The sequence below is a fragment of the Chromobacterium alticapitis genome (assembly GCF_002924365.1).
GTDB lineage: Bacteria > Pseudomonadota > Gammaproteobacteria > Burkholderiales > Chromobacteriaceae > Chromobacterium > Chromobacterium alticapitis.
Map to the genome: position 1 here is coordinate 51289 of NZ_PQWB01000017.1, position 20986 is coordinate 72274.

23 protein-coding genes and 1 pseudogene are annotated in these 20986 nt (G+C 66.0%); 7 read left to right on the forward strand and 17 right to left on the reverse strand.

Going from position 1 to position 20986, the window contains the following annotated elements; genetic code table 11:
- Positions 1-614: oxidoreductase (locus C2I19_RS22410; protein ID WP_500778859.1), on the reverse strand; the 614-nt coding region annotated here is incomplete at its 3' end.
- Positions 615-814: 200 nt separating this feature from the next.
- Between C2I19_RS22410 and C2I19_RS04125 the strand changes: the two genes are divergently transcribed.
- A complete protein-coding gene (locus tag C2I19_RS04125) occupies positions 815-1381 on the forward strand; it encodes a carbonic anhydrase (protein ID WP_103901451.1) in 567 nt (188 codons plus the stop codon).
- A gap of 70 nt (positions 1382-1451) precedes the next feature.
- Here C2I19_RS04125 and C2I19_RS04130 read toward each other — a convergent pair whose 3' ends face one another.
- The 11 genes and pseudogenes from C2I19_RS04130 to lptM form a co-directional block, all read right to left on the reverse strand.
- Positions 1452-2063 carry a glutathione S-transferase family protein gene (locus C2I19_RS04130; protein WP_103901452.1) on the reverse strand — a complete coding sequence of 204 codons (612 nt, stop codon included), beginning with the start codon at positions 2061-2063 and terminating at the stop codon, positions 1452-1454.
- Positions 2064-2078: 15 nt separating this feature from the next.
- Positions 2079-2999: an alpha/beta fold hydrolase gene (locus C2I19_RS04135; protein ID WP_103901453.1), complete on the reverse strand. Its 921-nt coding sequence runs from the start codon at positions 2997-2999 to the stop codon at positions 2079-2081.
- An 11-nt stretch (positions 3000-3010) separates the two neighbouring features.
- On the reverse strand, positions 3011-3592 hold the full coding sequence (locus C2I19_RS04140; protein WP_103901454.1) for a GNAT family N-acetyltransferase: 582 nt from the start codon (positions 3590-3592) through the stop codon (positions 3011-3013).
- A 98-nt stretch (positions 3593-3690) separates the two neighbouring features.
- A complete protein-coding gene (locus tag C2I19_RS22415; protein WP_233201102.1) occupies positions 3691-4569 on the reverse strand; it encodes a phosphoribosylaminoimidazolesuccinocarboxamide synthase in 879 nt (292 codons plus the stop codon).
- 126 nt (positions 4570-4695) lie between these two features.
- Positions 4696-5142 (reverse strand): annotated as a pseudogene (locus tag C2I19_RS22860) (GNAT family protein); the annotation flags it as partial.
- Positions 5143-5192: 50 nt separating this feature from the next.
- A complete protein-coding gene (locus tag C2I19_RS04150; protein ID WP_103901456.1) occupies positions 5193-6323 on the reverse strand; it encodes a 5-(carboxyamino)imidazole ribonucleotide synthase in 1131 nt (376 codons plus the stop codon).
- Positions 6323-6811 carry a 5-(carboxyamino)imidazole ribonucleotide mutase gene (gene purE / locus C2I19_RS04155; protein WP_103901457.1) on the reverse strand — a complete coding sequence of 163 codons (489 nt, stop codon included), beginning with the start codon at positions 6809-6811 and terminating at the stop codon, positions 6323-6325. Before purE ends, C2I19_RS04150 begins: the two co-directional genes overlap by 1 nt.
- Before the next feature lie 125 nt (positions 6812-6936).
- On the reverse strand, positions 6937-7758 hold the full coding sequence (locus C2I19_RS04160) for a CPBP family intramembrane glutamic endopeptidase (protein WP_103901458.1): 822 nt from the start codon (positions 7756-7758) through the stop codon (positions 6937-6939).
- A gap of 164 nt (positions 7759-7922) precedes the next feature.
- A complete protein-coding gene (locus tag C2I19_RS04165; RefSeq protein ID WP_103901459.1) occupies positions 7923-8297 on the reverse strand; it encodes a hypothetical protein in 375 nt (124 codons plus the stop codon).
- Positions 8298-8543: 246 nt separating this feature from the next.
- Entirely contained in the window at positions 8544-9641 is a 1098-nt protein-coding gene (locus C2I19_RS04170) for a pyridoxal phosphate-dependent aminotransferase (RefSeq protein ID WP_103901460.1), read from the reverse strand.
- A 94-nt stretch (positions 9642-9735) separates the two neighbouring features.
- On the reverse strand, positions 9736-9876 hold the full coding sequence (gene lptM, locus C2I19_RS22230; RefSeq protein ID WP_199181069.1) for an LPS translocon maturation chaperone LptM: 141 nt from the start codon (positions 9874-9876) through the stop codon (positions 9736-9738).
- A gap of 85 nt (positions 9877-9961) precedes the next feature.
- Here lptM and cyaY point away from each other — a divergent pair, with 85 nt between their 5' ends.
- Both cyaY and C2I19_RS04180 read left to right on the forward strand, forming a co-directional pair.
- A complete protein-coding gene (gene cyaY / locus C2I19_RS04175; protein ID WP_103901461.1) occupies positions 9962-10279 on the forward strand; it encodes an iron donor protein CyaY in 318 nt (105 codons plus the stop codon).
- Between the two features lie 167 nt (positions 10280-10446).
- Positions 10447-11676 (forward strand): ammonium transporter, encoded by a 1230-nt coding sequence (locus C2I19_RS04180; RefSeq protein WP_199181070.1) that lies wholly within the window; start codon positions 10447-10449, stop codon positions 11674-11676.
- Positions 11677-11730: 54 nt separating this feature from the next.
- On the opposite strand, the gene C2I19_RS04185 is transcribed toward C2I19_RS04180, so the two are convergent.
- Complete coding sequence (locus C2I19_RS04185) at positions 11731-12537, reverse strand: sulfite exporter TauE/SafE family protein (protein ID WP_103901462.1); 807 nt, start codon at positions 12535-12537, stop codon at positions 11731-11733.
- 138 nt (positions 12538-12675) lie between these two features.
- On the opposite strand from C2I19_RS04185, the gene C2I19_RS04190 reads away from it, so the two are divergent.
- Positions 12676-13536, forward strand: coding sequence for an MBL fold metallo-hydrolase (locus C2I19_RS04190; RefSeq protein ID WP_103901463.1), 861 nt, complete (start codon positions 12676-12678; stop codon positions 13534-13536).
- Here C2I19_RS04190 and C2I19_RS04195 read toward each other — a convergent pair.
- A complete protein-coding gene (locus tag C2I19_RS04195) occupies positions 13506-14168 on the reverse strand; it encodes a tetratricopeptide repeat protein (RefSeq protein ID WP_103901464.1) in 663 nt (220 codons plus the stop codon). The two genes, C2I19_RS04190 and C2I19_RS04195, sit on opposite strands and share 31 nt — an antisense overlap.
- 115 nt (positions 14169-14283) lie before the next feature.
- Between C2I19_RS04195 and cysE the strand changes: the two genes are divergently transcribed.
- The 3 genes from cysE (at position 14284) to C2I19_RS04210 (ending at position 17886) form a co-directional block, all read left to right on the forward strand.
- On the forward strand, positions 14284-15066 hold the full coding sequence (gene cysE / locus C2I19_RS04200) for a serine O-acetyltransferase (RefSeq protein ID WP_103901465.1): 783 nt from the start codon (positions 14284-14286) through the stop codon (positions 15064-15066).
- Between the two features lie 234 nt (positions 15067-15300).
- Positions 15301-16143 carry an isopenicillin N synthase family dioxygenase gene (locus C2I19_RS04205; RefSeq protein WP_103901466.1) on the forward strand — a complete coding sequence of 281 codons (843 nt, stop codon included), beginning with the start codon at positions 15301-15303 and terminating at the stop codon, positions 16141-16143.
- 198 nt (positions 16144-16341) lie between these two features.
- The gene (locus C2I19_RS04210; protein WP_158253634.1) at positions 16342-17886 is read left to right on the forward strand and encodes a sensor domain-containing diguanylate cyclase; all 1545 of its coding nucleotides are present in this window, start codon (positions 16342-16344) and stop codon (positions 17884-17886) included.
- Here the strand turns inward: C2I19_RS04210 and C2I19_RS04215 are convergent.
- The 3 genes from C2I19_RS04215 to gcvA form a co-directional block, all read right to left on the reverse strand.
- Positions 17883-18311 carry a MarR family winged helix-turn-helix transcriptional regulator gene (locus C2I19_RS04215; RefSeq protein WP_103901468.1) on the reverse strand — a complete coding sequence of 143 codons (429 nt, stop codon included), beginning with the start codon at positions 18309-18311 and terminating at the stop codon, positions 17883-17885. The genes C2I19_RS04210 and C2I19_RS04215 overlap by 4 nt on opposite strands.
- On the reverse strand, positions 18304-19887 hold the full coding sequence (locus C2I19_RS04220; RefSeq protein ID WP_233201104.1) for an MDR family MFS transporter: 1584 nt from the start codon (positions 19885-19887) through the stop codon (positions 18304-18306). Before C2I19_RS04220 ends, C2I19_RS04215 begins: the two co-directional genes overlap by 8 nt.
- Before the next feature lie 93 nt (positions 19888-19980).
- Complete coding sequence (gene gcvA / locus C2I19_RS04225; protein ID WP_103901469.1) at positions 19981-20901, reverse strand: transcriptional regulator GcvA; 921 nt, start codon at positions 20899-20901, stop codon at positions 19981-19983.
- Between the last annotated feature and the right edge of the window lie 85 nt (positions 20902-20986).

Consider the following 20986-nt stretch of genomic DNA (forward strand, 5'->3'; position numbering starts at 1 on the left):
TCGCGCACCGCCTTGACGGTTTCGATGGCGAAGCGGATGCGGTTTTCGAAGCTGCCGCCCCAGTCGTCTGTGCGCTTATTGGTGGCGCGGGCGATGAACTGGTTGATCAGATAGCCTTCCGAACCCATCACTTCCACGCCGTCATAGCCGGCCTGCTGGGCCAGCTTGGCGCAGCGCGCGAAGTCGGCAATGGTTTGCCATACGTCGGCATCGGACAGCTCGCGCGGCTTGTAGAAGTTGATCGGCGCGATCAAGGGCGAGGCCGACACGCACTTTTCCTGGAAGCTGTAGCGGCCGGAGTGCAGGATCTGCAACGCGATCTTGCCGCCTGCCGCGTGCACGGCGTCGGTGATCAGCTTGTGCTTGGGCACTTCATGCTCGTCCGCCAGCTGGGCCGCGCCCTCGGCCACGCAGCCTTCCGGATTGGGGCCGACGCCGCCGGTGACGATCAGCGCCACGCCGCCCTTGGCGCGTTCGGCGTAGAAGGCGGCCATTTTTTCGAATCCGTTCGGAGATTCTTCCAGGCCGGTGTGCATCGAACCCATCAGCACGCGGTTTTTCAGCGTGGTGAAGCCCAGGTCCAGCGGAGCCAGCAGGTGCGGGTAAGCGCTCATGTTTCTTCCTCGTGTCGTTATCGGCTGGGGCATGCCCAAGCCTTTGATTCGTCTGGCGATGTCAACCCTGTCGGCCAAGATACTTACTGGTAAGTAAGTTGTCAACGACGCCGCCTAAAAACCGCCTGGCATGACCTGCCCCGCATTACTTATAATCGCCTCGAACGGCAGACGCCGTCGTCGATAAAGGAGAATAAAAGATGTGCCAAGAAACGCACCACGCTCACGCCGATTGCCTGACCCCGCTGCAGCAGCGCCCGCTGGGCCGCCGCGGCTTCCTGAAACTGGCCGCGCTGGGCGGCGGCGTCGCGCTGCTGGGCAGCTTCGTGCCGCGCACCGCCTGGGCCGCCGGCGGCACCGACGTATTGCTGCTGTCCTGCATGGATTACCGGCTGGTCGATGAAACGGCCGCTTTCATGGATGGGCTGGGTCTGCGCGACAACTACGACCACATCGTTTTGGCCGGGGCCTCGCTGATTGCCATCACCGACAAGTTTCCGGCCTGGAACACCACTTTCTGGCAACACCTGAGCGTGGCGATAGACCTACACCATATCAAGAAGGTGGTATTGCTGGACCACCGCGATTGCGGCGCTTACAAGGTGGTGTTCGGCGAGGACTTCGCCCAGCATCCCGACCAAGAAACGGCGATTCACGCCCAGGCGCTGACGACGCTGAAAAAAGACATCCTGGCCAAGCATCCGCAATTGGCGGTGGACACCTATCTGATGGCGGTGGACGGCAAGGTGGAAGCGATTCCGGCCTGATCCATCCGGACGCGGGCTGAGCCCGCGTCGCGAGTTTGAAGCGACAAACCCCGCCTTGCGGCGGGGTTTGTCATTCGCCGTGGCGCTCGGCGGCGCGGCGGTAGGCCGGGCGGGCCTCGATGCGGTCGACGAAGCGCGCCAGATTGGGATAGCGCTGGCGGCCGTCGCCTTGCGCCGCGATCTGGGCGACAAAGGATAGCTGCACATCGGCGCCGCTCAGATCGTCGCCGACGAAATAATCGCGGCCCTCCAGTTCGCGCTCCAGATAGCCCAGATGGTTGTCTAGCTCGCTGTGGATGCGCGGATGCAGCGGCGCGCCGGCTTCGCCCAAGGTGCCCACATACAGCTGCAACAAGATGGGCAGCATGGCGGAGCCTTCGGCGTAATGCATCAGCTGCACGTAGCGGTTGTAGTCCGGCGAGGCGATATCCGGCGCGAAGCGGCCTTTGCCGTAGGTGCGGATCAGGTAGTCGACGATGGCGCCGGATTCGATCAATACCGCGTCGCCGTCGCGCAGCACCGGGGCCTTGCCCAGCGGGTGGATGGCCTGCAGCTCCGGAGGCGCCAGCCGGGTTTGCGGGTCGCGCTCGTAGCGCACGACCGCATAGTCTTGCCCTAGCTCTTCCAGCAGCCAGGTGATGCGGCGCGAGCGCGATTGGTTCAGATGGTGGACTTCTATCATGGCGGACTCCGGGATTCAGGCGGCGGGCGCGACGCGCGCCAGCCAGGCGAGGATATCGTTTTCCACCTGCGCGCGGTTGCTCTCGTTCAGCATCTCGTGCCGTCCTCCCGGATACACCACGCTTTGCAGGTCCAGCACGCCGGCGTCGCGGTAGCGGATTTCCAGCTGGCCCAGCGCCAGCTTGCCCAGGCTGACCGGGTCGCGGCTGCCGGCGAACAGCAGGATGGGGCAGCGGCGGTTGATGCCCGCGCCGGCCGCCTCGCCGGCTTCCATTTCGATAATGCCGGCGAACAGGTCGGCCCACAGGCCCGGCGCCGGATCGAAGCCGCAGTCCGGGTCGGCGAGATAGGCGTCCACCTCGGCCGCGTCGCGGCTCAGCCAGTCCATGCCGGTGCGCCAGGGCGGGAAGCCCAGGTTGAAGCTGCCGAAGACCAGCGCCGCCATCAGCCGGCTGGGCCGGTCCCAGCCATTGCGGCGGCCCAGGAAGCGCGCCAGCGCGCCTAGCAGCCATGCCAGGGGGCGCTGGCGGTAGCCGGTGGACGACAGCATCAGGCCGGACAGCTGCTGGCCATGGCGCAGGAAATAGGCGCGGGCGATGAAGCTGCCCATGCTGTGGCCCAGCAGGATGATGGGCAGGCCGGGGTGTTCGGCGGCGGCGTGGCGGCGCACGGCTTCCACATCGTCCACCACTTTGCGCCAGCCGTCCTCGGCGGCGAAGAAGCCGCGCGGCGCGGGCGAGGCGCCGTGGCCGCGGTGGTCGTGCGCGTACACCGCGTAGCCGGCGGCGGCCAGCGCCCGGGCGAAGCGGTCGTAGCGCGCGCCGTACTCGCTCATGCCGTGCGAGATCAGCAGCGCGGCGCGGATCGGCCCTTCCGGCCGCCAGTGGCACAGCGGAATGGCGACGCCGTCGGCGGCGGCCAGGGTGGAGCGTTGCATGCGGTGTCCTCTCAGCCGAGCAGGGCGCGGCTGTCGAAATGCGGATTGAGCAGCGATGTCAGCACGTGGTCGCGCCAGGCGCCGTTCAGGAACAGGTAATCCTTGGCCTGCCCCTCTATGGCGAAGCCCAAGCGTTGGAGCAAGGCCGCGCTGCGCGCGTTGGCCGGCTGGTAATTGGCCTGAATGCGGTGCAGCTTCAAGTCATCGAAGGCGAAGCGTATCGCCGCTTCAAGCGCCTCGCGCATCAGGCCCTGGCCTTCGCAGGCCTGGTCCAGGCCGTAGCCCAGGTGGCAGGCCTGGAACACGCCGCGCACGATATTGCTGAAGCCTACGGTGCCGATGACGCGCTCGGGCTGTTCGCGCGTGGCCAGCAGGAAACGCGCGCTGTGGCCTTCCGCCCAGGAGCGCGCGCCCTGGCGCATCTGGGTGCGCCAATAGTCTTCGCTGTAGTATTGCGGCCCCGGCGTCGGCCCCCAGGGTTCCAGGTGGGCGCGGTTGCGGTTGTGGTAGTCCAGCGCAGCCGCCGTCAGGTCCGGGTGGGCCGGCAGCAGTTTCAGGCGCGCGGTGTCGAGTGTGGGTTGAATCAGGCTCATGGCGTTGCGGCTGGTATGACAAGGCAGTAGATAGTAGTCGCAAGCAGGCCTGATGCTCAAGGCATGCCGCCGGCGCGGACCGGCGGCACAGGGCGGGTTTAGCCCGTCAGCCGTTCCAGCGCCTCGCGGTACTTGGCGGCGGTTTTTTCGCGCACGTCCAGCGGCACGGCAGGGGCCGGGGCCTGCTTGTTCCAGCCGGAGGCTTCCAGCCAGTCGCGCACGAACTGCTTGTCGAAGGACGGCGGGTTGCTGCCCGGCTGGTAGCTGTCGGCGGGCCAGAAGCGGCTGGAGTCCGGGGTCAGCGCCTCGTCCATCAGCGTCAGCACGCCGTTTTCGTCCAGGCCGAACTCGAACTTGGTGTCGCAGATGATAATGCCGCGGGTGGCTGCGTATTCGGCCGCGGTTTTGTACAGCAGGATGGCGGTATCGCGCACCTTGGCCGCCAGTTCCGCGCCGACGATGGCCTCGCACTGGGCGAAGCTGATGTTCTCGTCGTGGTCGCCCACCGCCGCCTTGGTGGACGGGGTGAAGATGGGTTCCGGCAGCTGGTCCGCTTCCTTCAGGCCAGCGGGCAGGGCGACGCCGCAGATGGAGCCGGACTGCTGGTATTCCTTCCAGCCGGAGCCGGCCAGGTAGCCGCGCACCACCGCCTCGATCGGCACCGCCTTCAGGCGCTTGGCCACCACGGCGCGGCCCTGAACCTGCGGCAGGTCGGCCGCCGCCACCACGTCTTCCGGCTGGTCGCCGGTCAGGTGATTCGGCACCACGTCCTTGAGTTTTTCAAACCAGAAGTTGGAGATGGCGGTCAGAATCTGGCCCTTGGCCGGGATCGGGTCGTCCAGGATCACGTCGAAAGCCGACAGCCGGTCGGTGGCGATCATCAGCATGCGCGCCTCGTCGATCTCGTACAGATCGCGCACCTTGCCGGAGTAGATCTTCTTCAGGCTGGTCAGGTTGGTGGTGTTCAGTCCGGTCATTATGCTATCTCCAAGAACCTTGATCATAAGATTTGTTTCATGCCCGGAGAAAAAACCAGATGGCATGGTGAAATTGCCGGCTGATATGAATCCAGCTTTGGCATAGACGTGTTTTGCTTTAGGGTTGTTTTCGTCTGGGTCGATGAGGAAGTTGCGAGCATACGGTTCGATATGGGACTTGAAAAAAATAAGAAAATTTTCCAAGGCATCGGATGCCAGCCCCTTACCCAGAAGATCGGTATTGCCTATGCAAAAATCGATGCTGAAATTTTTCCCGGTTTTAGACAGATTATCTTTCCAGAGTGCTGGAATATCATCTTTTTCGCCGATCTCCGATGTCATCACCAGGCAAAATGGATTGTCAGCATGTTTGCCAATCCAGTAATGGAAAACACCATCAAAGTATGGCGATGGATGCTTTCGCCCATCAGCGAATATTTTGATGTCTTCTTTGTGTTCCGGGCTGTTATCCCAAAATTCCATTACATGTGGACTGCTTAGCCAATCCATGATCATGCCAAGGTGCTGATTCGAGACGGCTTCAAACGAAAACATGTTGTCCTCGGAATGCATTGTTGCCAGCGGCCATAAAATGGCGTTGTTCGCGACGCCATTTTGTTTTCTCACAAAGTGTCCTTCAACGCCCTGGCCTGCTCCAGCGCATCGTCCGCCGTGGCGGCCATCACGTTGAAGTGGCCCATCTTGCGGCCGGGGCGCGCGGCTTTTTTGCCGTACAGGTGCAACTGGGCGTTGGGCGCTTCCATTAGCACGTCCCAGTTCGGTTCGCCGCCGTTCTCTTTCCAGACGTCGCCCAGCAGGTTCACCATCACCACCGGGCTGAGCAGGTCGGTCTTGCCCGGCAGCAGGCCGCATAGGGCGCGCACTTGCTGTTGGAATTGATCCGTCAGGCAGGCGGTGAGGGTGTAGTGGCCGGAATTGTGCGGGCGCGGGGCGATTTCGTTGACCACCAGGCTGTCGTCGGCCAGCACGAAGAACTCCACCGCCAGCACGCCCACATAATCGAGCGCGTCGGCCAGCTTGCGCGCCATCTCCTGCGCCTGCGCGGCCAGCGCCGGGGCGATGCGCGCCGGCACGATGGATTCGTCGAGAATGCCGTCCTTGTGGATGTTTTCCGCCAGCGGGAACACCGCGCTTTGCGCCGCGCTGACGCGGGTGACGATGGCCGAGACCTCCAGCTTGAGGTCCAGCATTTTTTCCAGCACGCAGGCCTGGCCGCCCAGATTGGCGTAGGCGGCGCGCGCCTCGGCGGCGGTTTTCACCCGTGCCTGGCCCTTGCCGTCGTAGCCCAGGCGGGCGGTCTTCAGGATGCCCGGCAGATAGGGCGCCAGGTCTACCTGGATATCTTCCACGCTCTCGATGGCCAGATACGGCGCGGTGGGCAGGCCCGCCTTGTTGATCCAGCTTTTCTCGGCGATGCGGTCCTGGGCGATGGCCACGCAGTCGCCGGACGGAGACACGCGCGTGGTCTTGGCCAGCTCGCGCATGGCGTCGGCGTTGACGTTTTCAAACTCGGTTGTGACGGCGGCGCAGCTTTGCGCCAGCTCGCGCAGCGCGGCCGGGTCGTTGTACGGCGCGCGGATGTGGCGATCGGCGAAGGCAGCCGCCGGCGCGTTTTCGTCCGGATCCAGCACGGTGACGCAGTAGCCCATGGTCTTGGCCGCCACGGCGAACATGCGGCCGAGCTGGCCGCCGCCGAGTATGCCCAGCATGGCCGGCGGCAGGATGGCGGCCATTATTCGGCCTCCGGCAGCGTCATCGCCAGCACGGTTTGCTCTTGCGCTTTGCGGAAGGCCACTAGCTTTTCGGCCAGCTCCGGCCGCGTGGTGGCCAGCATGGCTACGGCGAACAGCGCGGCGTTGGCGGCGCCGGCTTCGCCGATGGCGAAGGTGGCGACCGGAATGCCCTTGGGCATTTGCACGATGGACAGCAGCGAATCCTCGCCGCGCAGGTATTTGGACGGCACCGGCACGCCCAGCACAGGCACGTGGGTTTTGGCTGCCAGCATGCCTGGCAGGTGGGCGGCGCCGCCGGCTCCGGCGATGATGGCCGCGAGGCCGCGCGGCGCGGCTTCTTCGGCATACTGGAACAACAGGTCCGGGGTGCGGTGGGCGGAGACGACGCGGGTTTCGCAGGCGATGCCGAAGCGCTTCAGCATGCTCGCGGCGTGCTGCATCACTTCCCAGTCGCTATTGCTACCCATCACGATGCCGACTTCAATCATGGCGGTGCTGCTCGCGTATGGTGAACGAAGACCGCGATTTTAACCGAGGCCGGGCGCGATCCGTTATGGTTTTTTATTTTCATATCAAGACAGTTAGCGCATAAAGCCGCCTCAAAGCGGACGGTTCACGCCAGTTTCGGATACGTGAACAGCAACAGGTGCAGCGTGTTGAAGCCGAGGTGGGCCAGCGCCGCCAGCCAAAGCTGGCGGCGCGCGGCGTAGATCAGGCCATAGCCTATGCCGGCCAGGGTGGCCAGCGCCATCCAGGCCCAGCCGCCGGCCAGGTGGACCAGGCCGAACAAGAGCGAAGCCGCCATCAAGGCCGCGAACGGTTCCGTGCGCAATTCCAGCCAGCGCTGCACGCCGGCGCGGAAGAAGGCCTCCTCGACCAGCGATACCAGAAAGCAGTTGGCCAATAGCCAGGGCAGCAGCCAGGCCGGCCACTTGGGCGCGAAGCCGATGACGCCGGTGGCGGCGGCGATGCCGAGCACGAACAGCAGCGCCAGCGCGCCGACCGCGGCCGCCGGCCAGCCCAGCCGCCGTTCCGGCAGCGGCGCGCGGGCGAGGCCCAGCAAGAGCAGCAGTCCGGCCAAGCCCTTGTCGTAGCTCCAGAACAGCCGATATGGCGCGCTGTCCGGGCTGGCCTTGCCCTGCCACAGCAGCGGATTGTCGAAGCCGGGCAGCGCGTGCACCGCCAGCGCCAGCAACAGGGCGATCCACACCAGGGCCAGTTCGGGGCGAGGCCGGCGCAGCAAGGCCAGCGTCAGGCCGACGCCGGCGGCGGCGAAGACCAGGCCTAAGGGTTGCAACAGGCCGGCGGCCAGCGCCACCATGGCGCTGCAGGCCAGGGCGATCCAGCCCGGCGCGGCCAGGCGCAGGCTGGCGGAGATGAGGCCTATCGCCAGCAGCGCGAAGGCGGCCAGCGACAGGGAGGACGGCAGGAACATGCGGGCTCCGGGAACGCAGTGGACAGGCGTTCGATGATAAGGGCTGGCGCGGCATGCGCCAAACCGCGCCGTTCAGGGCGCGGCGGGCTGCGGCGTGGCAGATCAGGCTGTGACGCATCGACTTGTCCATCGGTGGAAAGGACAGGTGTTCCAGGCTGAATGGCCTAGCGCGGCGCGATGACGATATCGCCCAGGTGGTAGGTGCCGGTGCGATCAAGTTGGCAGAACACCTTGGCGCGCACGGTGACAGCCTGCCCCTTGTATTTGCCCATGTCGTCTTGGTTCAGCGCCAGGCTGGACTTGCTTTGCGCGCCGCAGTCGGCGCCATCGTCGAAGGCCATGGGCTTGGCCAGTTTCAGATGGAAGGCGCGGAAGAAGGTGCCTTCGGCCTTGTCGCCCGAAGAGAGGGGGCCGATGATCGTGCCGCGCAGCGTGATCGGGGTGTCGCCGTCCGCGTGGACCGCGAAGGGACGGGCATGGCCGGCGGCGTTTGCCAGCAGGCAAAACGCGGCTGTGCCGAGGAGGATGCGGGTTTTCATTTGGCTAGCGTGCTTCAAAACGGAATATGGCTCATGCGACGCGGCCCCTGGGGGAGGCGGATGAGGCGCGAGGGCGGCGAATCTGGGTTCGCCTGCCCGCGGTCGCGGCGCGGTTTGGCAATCGATGCGCCCTGCCAGGCGACCGGTTAGCCTATTGCCGCGGCCGAACGAAAACGGGATCTTCAGTTTGCCGAGATCCCGTTTGCGAAAACCGTCGCGGAATTATGTCTTCCGCATCCGCCGTGGTCAATGATGGCCGGCCAGCGCGTCCAGCACCTTGCTGGATAGCGCCGGCGGCTGGGCGGTGACGCGCAGCAGATGGCGCAGCGCCGGATGCGGCGGCCGGTGCACGGCCACGCCGTCCGCCAGCAGCTTGCGCTGGATGTCCTCGGCCGCGGCGGCGTTGGGATACAGCACGGCGACGAAATTAGTGTGCGATGGCAGCACGGTCAGGTCGCGGTCGCGCAGCGCGCTTTCCAGCTTGTCGCGCAATTGCAGCGTGGCCTGCACCAATTGGCTCGAGTAGCTGGGGTCGTCCAGCGCCAGCGTCGCGCCGTGCTGAGCCAGGCCGGACAGCGCGTACTGCGGCCGGATTTGGTCCGCCTTGGCGATGATGTCGGCCGAGGCCAGCGCGAAGCCTACGCGCAGGCCTGCCAGACCGTAGGCCTTGGACAGGGTGCGCAGCCGCAGCGTATTGGGCAGGATGCCGGCCGGCGGCGCGTCTTGCGGCTCGACGCAGAAGTCGACATAAGCCTCGTCCAGGATCAGCATGGTGTGCGAGGGCAGCTGCTGACGCAGCGCCTGGATGTCGGCGGCGGACCAGTAGTGGCCGGTGGGGTTGTCGGGATTGGCCAGGTACAGCGCCACCGCGCGCTCGGCCTGCGCCACCTCGCACAGCCGCGCCAAGTCCGGCCGCAGGCCTATGCCCTGCTGGCGATAGGGCACCTCCAGAATGCGGGCGCCCACGCCTTCGGCGAAATAGCGGAAGGATGGATAGGTGCCTGCGCTGCACACCACGGCGTCGCCGGCATTGCAGCGCAGGCGCAGCGCCAGCAGGATCAGGCTGTCCGCGCCGGCATCGAACAGCACTTGGCTGGCCTCCACGCCGTGCAGCCGCGCCGCGCGTTCGCGCAGCGCCAGCGCGTACGGGTCGGGATACAGCCGCGCCAATTCGGCCAGCGTCTCGCCCCATTGCGCCAGCAGCGGCGAATCGGCGCGCGCCAGGCTTTCGTTGGCGCCCAGCCGGTTGACTACCTTATGGCCCAGCGCCGCTTCCAGCTTGGCGATGCCAGGAAACGGATTGACGATGGTGTGGTGTTCCAGATGGCGCGCGTAATGTGGCATGACGGTTCCCGGTATTCCAATGGATTGTGGCCATTCTAGGCCAGGGGCCTTATCTGACAAGCAATCGTTTGGAAATATCCTTATGCTGACGGTATCAGCGGGCGGCGGAGGCCGCGTCGGCGGGCGCGTGCGGCGCCTGCTGGGCGGCGGGATGCTGCGGCAGCACCAACGGGCCCTTGTAGCCGCAGGCCGTCAGGAGCAGGAACAGGCTGGCGCAAGCGAGCAGGGTACGCATACTGGAAGTCCGTTGTGGCAAAATCGACATACTAGCAAAACCCCGCCGCGCCGTGTTGAGCTGGCCGGCGCCATAGGAAGCCATTATGAACGAAAGCGAATTTCTGCAACTCAGCGACGCCATCTTCGATCGCATCGAACAGGCGCTGGATGACCATGAGCTCGATGTCGACACTTTGCGTCAGGGCAATGTGCTGGAGATCGAGTTTGACAGCGGCGAGAAGATCGTCGTCAACCGCCACGCGTCCAATCAGGAGATGTGGATAGCGGCCAAGAGCGGCGGCTACCATTTCGCGCGGCAGGGCGCAGACTGGATCGCCGCGCGCGATGGCTCGGAGTTCTTCTCCACGCTGGCTGAGGCGATACGCGCCGGCAGCGGCGAGGCGTTCGACTTTAATATTTGAATGAAATGCCAATTGTGTATTTTGAATTGCAAATTCATGCATTTACAAAGTGTTTACATTTGTTAATGTCCAGGTAAGAACTTGATCTGCCGCAGATAAGCATTCTGTTATGCGCAGCAATATTCGAGCAAGACGATTTTCTAATATTGCTTTGCGAGGACTAGATCATGCTCTCCCCAACCATCAATGTCGGCAATACCGGCTTCATGCTGCTGTGCGCCAGCCTGGTCATGCTGATGACGCCCGGGCTGGCTTTCTTTTACGGCGGCCTGGTCGGCCGCAAGAACGTGCTGACCATCATGGCCCAGAGTTTCATGTCCCTGGGCTGGACCACGGTGCTGTGGTTCGCCTTCGGCTATTCGATGTGCTTCGGGCCCAGCTGGCACGGCATCATAGGCGATCCCACCTACTATGCCTTCATGCGAGGCGTGACGCTGAGCAGCATGTACGCCGGCAACGACGCCGGCATTCCGCTGATCGTGCACGTGGCCTATCAGATGATGTTCGCCATCATCACCCCGGCGCTGATCACCGGCGCCTTTGCCAACCGGGTGACGGTGAAGGCCTATTTCCTGTTCCTGACCGGCTGGCTGGTGCTGGTCTATTTCCCCTTCGTCCACATGGTGTGGAGTCCGGACGGGCTGCTGGCCAAGTGGGGCGTGCTGGACTTCGCCGGCGGCATCGTGGTGCACAACACCGCCGGTTTCGCCGCGCTGGCTTCCATCCTGTATGTCGGCCGCCGCTCGCTGGTGGAGAACAAACCGCATAATGTGCCGCTGATCGCGCTGGGCACCGGCCTGCTGTGGTTTGGCTGGTACGGTTTCAACGCCGGTTCGGAATTGAAGGTAGACGCCGTGACCGCCTCCGCCTTCCTCAATACCGACGTGGCCGCCTCTTTCGCCGGCACCGCCTGGTTTCTGCTGGAATGGTCGCACGCCAAGCAACCCAAGTTTGTCGGCTTGCTGACCGGCGCCGTGGCCGGCCTCGCCACCATCACGCCGGCCGCCGGCTATGTGTCGCTGAGCAGCGCCGCCGTCATCGGCCTGATCGCCGCCGTGGTGTGCTACTTCGCCGTGCAATTGAAGAACCGCCTGCAATGGGACGACGCGCTGGACGTGTGGGGCGTGCACGGCGTGGGCGGCCTGTTGGGCACTATTTTGCTGGGCGTGTTCGCCACCAAGGGCTGGAACGCGGCCGGCGCCGACGGCCTGTTGTATGGCAACGCCGACTTCCTGTTCAAGCAGGTCGTCGCCGCCGTGGTGTCCGGCGCCTGGGCCTTCGGCTTCACTTACGGCATGCTGTGGCTGATAGACCGCGTCACCCCGGTCAAGGTGGGCGCGGCCGTGGAGCAGGCCGGCCTGGACGTCAGCCTGCATGGCGAGGAAGCGTATATCTGAGCGCGGAAGATTCCCTGCGCAAACCAAGCCGCGGCGCGACCGCGGCTTTTTTATTCAGAGCCAGGGCGAGGCGGCCCGCCACAGCATGGAGGCGGCCACAGCCGCCACCAGCAAGGCGAAGCCGCGCAGCAGCTGGGCGGGCGATAGCCGCGCGGCCAGCCGCCGCCCCAGCAGCATGCCGGCCATGGCCGCCAGCACGAAACCGGCGGCGGGCAGCAGCGGCGGTGGCGAGCCATGCCACAGCGAAGCGGCCACGCCGCCGCCGCCGACCAGGGCGATCACCAGCAACGAGGTGGCGACGATGGCGTGCATGCTCAGATCGCTGAGCCGGCGCAGCGCCGGCACGATGACGAAGCCACCGCCCACGCCCAATAGGCCGGTCAGCAGGCCGGTGAAGGCGCCGACGCCGGCCAGCGCGGCCAGGCTGACGGCGTTCCAGCGCAGGCGGCCGGTGGCCGGGTCTTGCCGGCACACGGCGTCGCGCCGCAGCTGGACGGTTTGCGCCGCGGGATGGGCCGAACGCCAGGAGCGGGCCGCCACGATCAGCATGACCAAGGCGAACAGCGCGGCCAGCAGCGGCGCGGGCAGCTTGTGGGCCAGCAAGGCGCCCAGGGCGGTGAATGGCGCGCCGCAGAGCGCCATCAGCAAGGCGGCGCGGTAGCGCACCAGCTGGCGGCGCCAGCCATGATAGGCGCCGAGCGCCGCGCCGGACGCCACGGCCAGCAGCGCCACCGGGGCGGCTTGCGGCAGGCTCCAGCCCTGGGCGGCCATCAGCGCCGGAATGGCCAGGATGCCGCCGCCGGCGCCGGTCAGCCCCAGCACGGCGCCGACCAGCGCGCCCAACAGCAGCGTCAGCAGCATGAGGCGGCTTTCCGGGCCGCCGCGTCGGCGCGGGGACGGTCTACAGTCTGAGACATGGGGTCGATTCTCTTAAATGTATACTTTACAATATTATATATATTAATATAATGATGTAAAGGACTCAATGCGGAGGACATCATGCCTGCCCAGATAGCAAGCTTTCACGACAGCGTCACCGAAACCATCAGCCACGTAGTCTACGACCGGCCGGGCGGCCACGCGGCCATCATCGATCCGGTGCTGGATTTCGATCCCAAGTCCGGGCGCACCGCGCATGGCGGCGCGGATCGCCTGCTGGCCTTCCTGGCCGAGCAAGGGCTAACCTTGCAGTGGATACTGGAAACCCACGCCCATGCCGACCACCTGTCGGCGGCGGCGTATTTGAAGGCGCGGGCCGGCGGCCGGATCGGCATAGGCCGCCGCATCGGCGAGGTGCAGGCGGTTTTCAAGAAGCTATTCAATCTGGAGGGCGGCTTCCGCTGCGACGGTTCGCAGTTCGACTGCCTGTTCGACGACGGCGATGTTTTCCGCATCGGCGAGCTGGAGGCGCGGGTGCTGGCGCTGCCGGGCCATACGCCGGCCGATGTCGGCTACCAGGTGGGCGACGCGGTCTTCGTCGGCGATACCCTGTTCATGCCGGACGTGGGCACCGCGCGCTGCGATTTTCCCGGCGGCGACGCCGCCGAATTGTATCGTTCCATCCGCAGGCTGCTGGCGTTGCCGGACGACACGCGCTTGCTGCTGTGCCACGATTATCCGCCCGCGGGCCGGGCGCCGGCCTGGTGCGCGACGGTGGCCGAGCAGCGTCGGGCCAATCTGCACACGCGGGACGGCGTGGACGAGGCGGCCTTCGTGGCGATGCGCCAGGCGCGCGACGCCACGCTGGACATGCCGCGGCTGATTCTGCCGTCCATCCAGGTCAATATTCGAGCCGGCCAATTGCCGCCGGCCGAGGACAACGGCGTGCGCTACTTGAAGCTGCCGCTGGACGCGCTGTGAGCGCGTCGCGTGTCTTCCTGTTTGGCCAGATCCAGCGCCTTGGCCCGCGCGCCGGCGTCGCCCTGGGCGCCCGCGCGCGCGTACCAGCGTATCGCCGCCGGGATGTCCCGCTTCACGCCGCGGCCGTGCTCATACATGCTGGCGGTCAGATACTGCGCGCCGGCGTCGCCTTGCTTGGCCGCTTCCTCGTACCAGTAGGCGGCTAGGCGGTCGTCCTGCGGCGCGCCGCGGCCCAGGAAGTATTGGGTGCCCAGGTCGATCTGCGCCGGCAGATAACCCTGACGCGCCGCCAGCGCGAACCAGCGCGTGGCCTCGTCCAGCGATTTGGGCAAGCCGTCGCCGCGCTCGGCCAGCAGGCCCAGCGCGTGCTGCGCCTGGGCCAGCTGCCGATCGGCGGCGAAGCGCAGCCAGTACAGCGCCTGCCGCTTATCCACCGGTCCGGCCTCGCCTTTCCAGTCCATCATCGCCAGATCGAAAGCCGCCACCCGGTCGCCTTTTTCTGCGGCCTGCCAGAAGGCGATGCGGGCGGCAGCCAGCCGTCCGTCTTGATAGTCATGCCAGCCCGGCACTTCGGGCGCGGCCGCCAGCGCGCCCAGGCTGAACAGCAGCGGCCAGATCGCGAGATGTCTCATTGCGCTTCTCCCCCCACTTTCAGCTTAGTCGGCGGCGGCGGCGCGTTCTGTCGGCTGACGGGGCGGCCCGCGGCAGGCTACACTATTCGACTAGATGTCATTTTCGGAGTCCCCGATGAGTTCCTCCCCGGTTGATCCGCTGTGGTCGGCCATCCGCGACGAGACGCTGGCGGCGGTCAACGACGAGCCGCTGCTGGCCAGCTTTCTGCATATGACCGTATTGCGCCACGCCACGTTGGAAGACGTGCTGGCCTTCCATCTTTCCAGCAAGCTCGCCAGTCCGGTGATGGACCCGCGCGCCTTGCTCGAGCTGTTCCGCGAAGCCTTCCAGGCCGATCCGGCCATCAGCGAGGCGATGCGCGCCGACATCCGCGCCTGTTATGAGCGCGACCCGGCCTGCGACCGCTATTCCACACCGCTTTTGTATTTTAAGGGCTTCCACGCCGTCCAGAGCCAGCGCATCACTCACTGGCTGTGGCAGCAGGGGCGGACCACGCTGGCGCTGTTCCTGCAGAACCGCATTTCCGAGGTGACCGGCGCGGACATCCACCCGGCCGCGCGCATAGGCGAAGGCGTGATGCTGGACCACGGCACCGGCCTGGTGGTGGGCGAGACCGCCGTCATCGGCAACAATGTGTCCATCCTTCACGGCGTGACGCTGGGCGGCTCCGGCAAGGAGCGCGGCGACCGCCATCCCAAGATAGGCGACGGCGTGATGCTGGGCGCCGGCGCGGCGGTGCTGGGCAATATCCGCGTAGGCGAATGCGCCAAGGTGGGCGCCGGCAGCGTGGTGCTGGAAGACGTGCCGCCGCATGCCACGGTTGCCGGCGTGCCGGCGCGCGTGGTGGCCCAGGCCTGTCCGGGCACGCCGGCGCTGGACATGGACCAGCGCGTGTAGCGCGGCGGCGGTTAGTAAAAGCACAGCGCGGCGAGGCGCTCCCCAGCTTCGCCGCGCCAGGCGGCCGCGCGCGCGGCCGGCCCTTGTCCCGCAAGCGTCTCCACGCTTGGCGCTTTCCCAACAGTCGGCATGCCGGCGGCTTGGCCTCGTGTAGTTTAGCCGTTACAATGCGCGCGGCCGGCGACCCGCCCCGATATTGCATGGCGGCGCCGGGTTCATCAGGAAAACCACCCCATGAACGTCAGAGTTGTCGATTACCGCGCCCCGGATGCCGCGGAGCAGTTCACCCGTTCCCTGCACGAAACCGGCTTCGGCGTGCTGACCAACCATCCCATCCCGCAAGACCTGGTCGAAAAGATCTACGCCGACTGGCTGGCCTTCTTCAATAGCGAAGAGAAGTTCGACTACGCCTACTCGGTGGAGAAGCAGGACGGCTGGTTCTCGCCGGAGGTGTCGGAAACCGCCAAGGGCGCCACGCTCAAGGACATCAAGGAATATTTCCACATCTATCCCTGGGGCCGCGTGCCAGGCAAGCTCAAGGCCGACGCCGACCGCTACTACGGCATCGCCAACAAGCTGGCGCAAGAACTCTTGTCCTGGGTGCAGCAATACACCCCGTCCGACATCGCCGCCAACTACCGCGAACCGCTGTCGCACATGATTGAAGGCAGCCAGCAGACCCTGCTGCGGGTGCTGCGCTATCCGCCGCTGACCGGCAATGAGCCGGCCGGCTCGCTGCGCGCCGCCGCACATGGCGACATCAATCTGCTGACCATCCTGCCGGCCGCCAACGAACCGGGCCTGCAAGTGCAGGACAAGAACGGCGACTGGATCGACGTGCCCTGCGACTTCGGCACCTTGGTGGTGAATATCGGCGACATGCTGCAGGAAGCCTCCGCCGGCTACTACCCGTCCACCCAGCACCGCGTGGTCAACCCCAGCGGCGAGGGCGCGAAGAAGAGCCGCGTCTCGCTGCCGCTGTTCCTGCACCCGCGTCCGGAAGTGACGCTGTCCGACCGCCACACCGCCGGCAGCTACCTGGACGAGCGCCTGCGCGAGCTGGGCGTGAAGATGTAAGCGTCCGCCGAAATGTCAAAAACCGAAGCCCGCGCTTCGGTTTTTTTTCGTCCGCCGGCAGGCCGCTTGCAGCGAGCGGAGAATTCGCCAACTACGATGACACTAGGCGCGGCTTTTCCTTGCCTCGGCGCAAGGAGTGAACCATACCGATGGGCCGCCGCCGGGACCGCCCGTCGGTCCGTTGGCAAAGGGAGATTCATGCGCGGCGTTGTTCCGACCTTCTCGGCCATGCCGGACTGGCTGGCCATGGTTCTGGTCGCGGCGGCCTACTGTCTGGTCAATTGGCTGGGACAGCAGGCGCTGATGCTGGAACTGGACATGGACAGCGTGGTCTGGCCGCAGCCCGGGTTCGCGCTGGTGGCCATGCTGCTGCTGGGCTGGCGGGTGTGGCCCGGCCTGTTGTTGGGCGCGCTGCTCAGCGAGGCCTGGCGCTGGCGCGGCGCGCTGGACGGCATGCACGGTCTGTCGCCTGTCCTGGGCGTGGCGCTGGGCGTGCTGGCGCAGACGCTGTTCGGCGTCTGGCTGGTGCGGCGCCATTTCGGCCGGCGCAATCCGCTGGACAACTTTAGCCAGTGCGTGGCCTTCTGCGTGATCGTGGTGGCGATGACCCTGATTGGCAGCCTGATCGCCACCACCAGCCTCTGTCTGACCCATGCGCTGCCGCAGAAGGAATGGGTGTCGCGGCTGGGTTTGTGGTGGTTGTGCAGCAGCTGCGGCACTCTGCTGTTCGGCAGCGTGTGTCTGAACCTGTATCACCAGGGTTGGCGGTTGCCGGACCGCGAAGTCCGCTACGAGATGCTGGCCTATTTCGGCATGGTGGCGCTGTTGACCGCCGGCATCTTCGTCTGGTGGCATCCCACGGTGGACACCACCTATCCGCTGGACATGCTGGTGTTGCCGCTGGTGGCCTGGGCGGCCTTCCGCTTCACCACCCGAGAGGTCTTGTTGGCGCTGCTGCTGATACTGTGGCTGGCGCTGTGGGGCACGCGCCACGGCGGCGGCCCCTATCTGGGCTATTCCGCCTACAGCACCCTGATCATCCTGCAAACCTATATCGGCATTCTGACCGTGGTGTCGCTGGGCGTCAGCGCGCTGGTGGCGGAGCAGCGCAAGGTCAAGCTGGAACTGAACCAGCAGCAGGAACTGCTGGAGCAGCAAGTGCGCATTCGCACGCTGGCGCTGGAGCAGTCGCACGCCGAGGTGCTGGCGCTGTCGCGGGTTGATCCGGTCACCGGCATCGCCAACCGGCGCAGCTTCGAGGAAAGCCTGGAGGGCGAATGGCGGCGGGCGCGGCGGCTGGGCACCTCGCTAGGCATGCTGATGATAGATATAGACTTCTTCAAGCTGTACAACGACCACTACGGCCATGTCAGCGGCGACTACTGCCTGCGCGAAGTGGCGCAGGCCATACGCAGCAGCGTGCGCCGGCCGCAGGACTTGGTGGCGCGCTACGGCGGCGAGGAGATCGTCTGCCTGCTGCCGGACACCACGTCCGAGGGCGTGGCCTATGTCGGCGAGGCAGTGTTGGACGCGGTGCGCGACCTGCAACTGCCGCATGTCGGTTCCGTGGCGGCGCCGTATGTCACGATCAGCATAGGCGGGGCCAATGTGCAGCCGCGCGAGGTGGCGGACAGCCGCCAGCTGATCGAGGCGGCCGATCGCGAGATGTACCGCGCCAAGCAAAGCGGGCGCAATCGCATCATCGTGGCTGGGATGGATTTGCCGGAGGCCGACGACGCCTAACGTCCGCTCATCCGGCGAAAGCGCTCCTCCAGCTGTTTCAGCACCCGCAGCGTGGTTTCCAGCTGCGCCGGCTCGATATCCGCCAGCGCCTGGCGGAAGAATTCCTGGCGTTGCGGCGCGGCCGCCGCCAGTAGGGCGCGGCCGCCGTCGTCTAGTGAAACCAGGGTGTGGCGATTGTCGACGGGATCGGTATCGCGCCGCACCAAGCCTTCGGCCTGCAATGGCTTCAACAGCCGGGTCAGCGCGCCCGGGTCCATCTGCAATTGCGCGGCCAGCCGCTTTTGGCTGACCTGCCCCAATTCTTCCAGCGCCTTCAGCGCGCGCCAGCGCGGCAGCGCCTGGCCCACCTGGTTTTCGAAGGCGCCGTACATGGCGCGGCCGCTGCGGCCCAGCTGCTGCAGCAGATTCGGTTGGGTGTCAGTCATGGCGCGGCGCCTCGGCGGAAATCATGGAGGAGAGCTGTATCGCCGGGACCTTGCGCGCGAGCCACAGGCCGGGCAGCAGCAGGATGGCCACCAGCCATTGGCTCAGATGGATGGCGTCCACCAGCTGCAGCCGCGTGGCTGCCAGCAGCGCTTCCGGCTGCGCGGCGGCGGCGGCCAGGCGGAACTGCGCCAGAATGGCGGGGTTGAGCAGGGTTTGCGGATCGGCCAGCCAGGACTGCCAGGCGCCGCCGTGGCGGGCCTCCAGCATGGCGGCGACGCCGTGCTGGAACTGTCGGCTGACCACCACGCCCATCACGGCCGTGCCCAGCATGCCGCCCACCATGCGCGTGGATTGCAGCATGGCGGTGGACACGCCCAGTTGCTGGCGCGGCGCCAGCTGCTGCACGAAGATGGTCAGATTGGGCATCAACAGGCCCAGGCCCAGGCCGCCCAGCATCATATTGGCGATGATCAGCCAGTGCGCGGTGGCCGGCGTGGCGCGCGTCAGCAGGGCGGCGGTCAGGGCGAACATCAATAGGCCCAGCGTCAGCAGCCGCGTGGGGCGGCGCAGCCGCTGCACGATGCGGCCGTTGACCATGCTGCCCAGAGTGATGAATACCACCAGCGGGGTCACCAGCAGGCCAGCCTGGTTAGGCGACAGGCCGAAACCGGCCTGGAACATCAAGGGCGCGTAGTACATCACGGCGAACATGCCGAAGCCCATCAGCAACGAGAGCCCGAACAAGGGCGCGAGGCCGGGATGGGCCAGCATGCTGGGCGGCAGCAACGGGTTGGGGCTGCGCTTTTCCCACCAGATCAGCGCCAGCAGCGCGGCTAGGCTCAGCGCGGCCAGCAGGCCCAGCAACAGCGGCGGCTTGTGCTGCGGCAGCCACTCCACCGCCAGTTGCAGCGAGCCGAGGAACAGCGCGATCAGCGCGGCGCCCTGCCAATCCAGCCGCGACGGTGGCCGCGCCGCCTGGCGGATCACCGGCAGGAAGCGCCAGACGCAGGCCAGGCTGATCAGGCCGACCGGCAGGTTGACGAAGAACACCGATCGCCAGCCGAAGTATTCGGTCAAGAAACCGCCCAGAGACGGACCGACGGCATTGGCCAGGCCGAAGGAGGCGGACAGCATGACTTGCCAGCGCAGGCGCTCGGCGGTATGCGGAAACAGATCCGGCACGCAGGCGAAGGTGGTGGCCACCAGCATGCCGCCGCCTACCCCCTGCAGCGCGCGCGCCAGCACCAGCTGCGGCATGGTCTGGGCCAGGCCGCACAGCATGGAGGCGGCGGTGAACAGCGCGATGGCGGCCAGCACGAAGGGTTTGCGGCCGTGGTCGTCGCCCAGCTTGCCGAAGATGGGCACGGTGATGACCGAGGTCAGCAGATAGGAGGTGCCCACCCAGGCGTATAGGGCGAAGCCGCGCAGGTCGGCCACCACCGTCGGCATGGCGGTGCCGACCACGGTCTGGTCCAGCGCCACCATGATCAGCACGCAGCACAGGCCCAGCATGGCCAGCAGGCGCTGGCGGAAATCCAGCCCGGCGGCCAGCGTGGAGGAATCGGGAGCGTTCATGATTGATTCGGCAATAATTGCTATATCAATTATTTTGCCGACAGCCGAAGCGGCTGTGCGAACGCAGAGGTTAAGAAATGTTGCGGCGGGGCCTCAGTAGCCCTGGCGCGCCAGCCAGCTGGCTTCCTCGCTATGAGCGACGGTATGCACCAGCCAGTCGCGGAAGGCGCGCACCTTGGGCAGTTCGGCCAACTCATGCGGATAGACCAGGTAGTAGGCCCACTCGGTTTCCAGCACCGTGTCGAACGGAATCACCAAGCGGCCGCTGTCCAGATCCTGCGTCACCATGGAGGCTTGGGCCAGCGTCACGCCCATGCCGGCCACGGCGGCGTGCAGCGCGTACTCCAGCGCGTCGAAGGTGACGCCGCTTTCCGGGTTGACGCTGCTGACGCCGGCCAGCTTCAGCCAGCGCTTCCAGGTGTTCTGGTCGCGCCATGGATGCAGCAGCGTGTGGTGCTTCAGATCGTCCGGCGTGTGCAGCGGGTGCTTGCCGGCCAATAGGCCGGGCGCGCACACCGGGATCAGCTTCTCGCGGCAAATGCATTCCAGCCGCAGGTCCGGCGCGGCTTCCGGGCTGGACAGGCCAACTACGGCCAGGTCGTACTCTGCGCGGTTGAACGGCTTGTTGTGGATCAGCTGGGTCAGCAGGTGCAGGGTGTATTCCGGGTGGCGCGCCTGGAAGTCCGCCAGGTTGGGCAGCACCCAGCGCATCGCCGGCGTTGGCGGCATGCGCACCCTGAGGTCGCTCTGGCGCAGGCGCAGCGCTTCGCTGGCCTCGTTCAGCAACTGGAAAGCTTCGCGCGCCGGCTTGACCAGCGCCTCGCCTTCGGCGGTCAGCGCCAGGCCGCGGGCCTGACGTGTGAACAGTGTGGCGCCGTAGTATTCCTCCAGAGTCTGGACGTGGCGGCTGATGGCGCCCTGAGTCAGGCTGAGCGCCGCGGCGGCGCGGGTGAAGGACAGATGTTCGGCGGCGACGACAAAAACGCGCAGGGCATTCAGCGGAGGCAGCTTCATGCTGTTGTATGCCTTTTCTTCATAGTTTTCATGATATTAACTGCTTTGTGCGAAACGACGCCACCGCTTATGCTGCTGCAGTGTC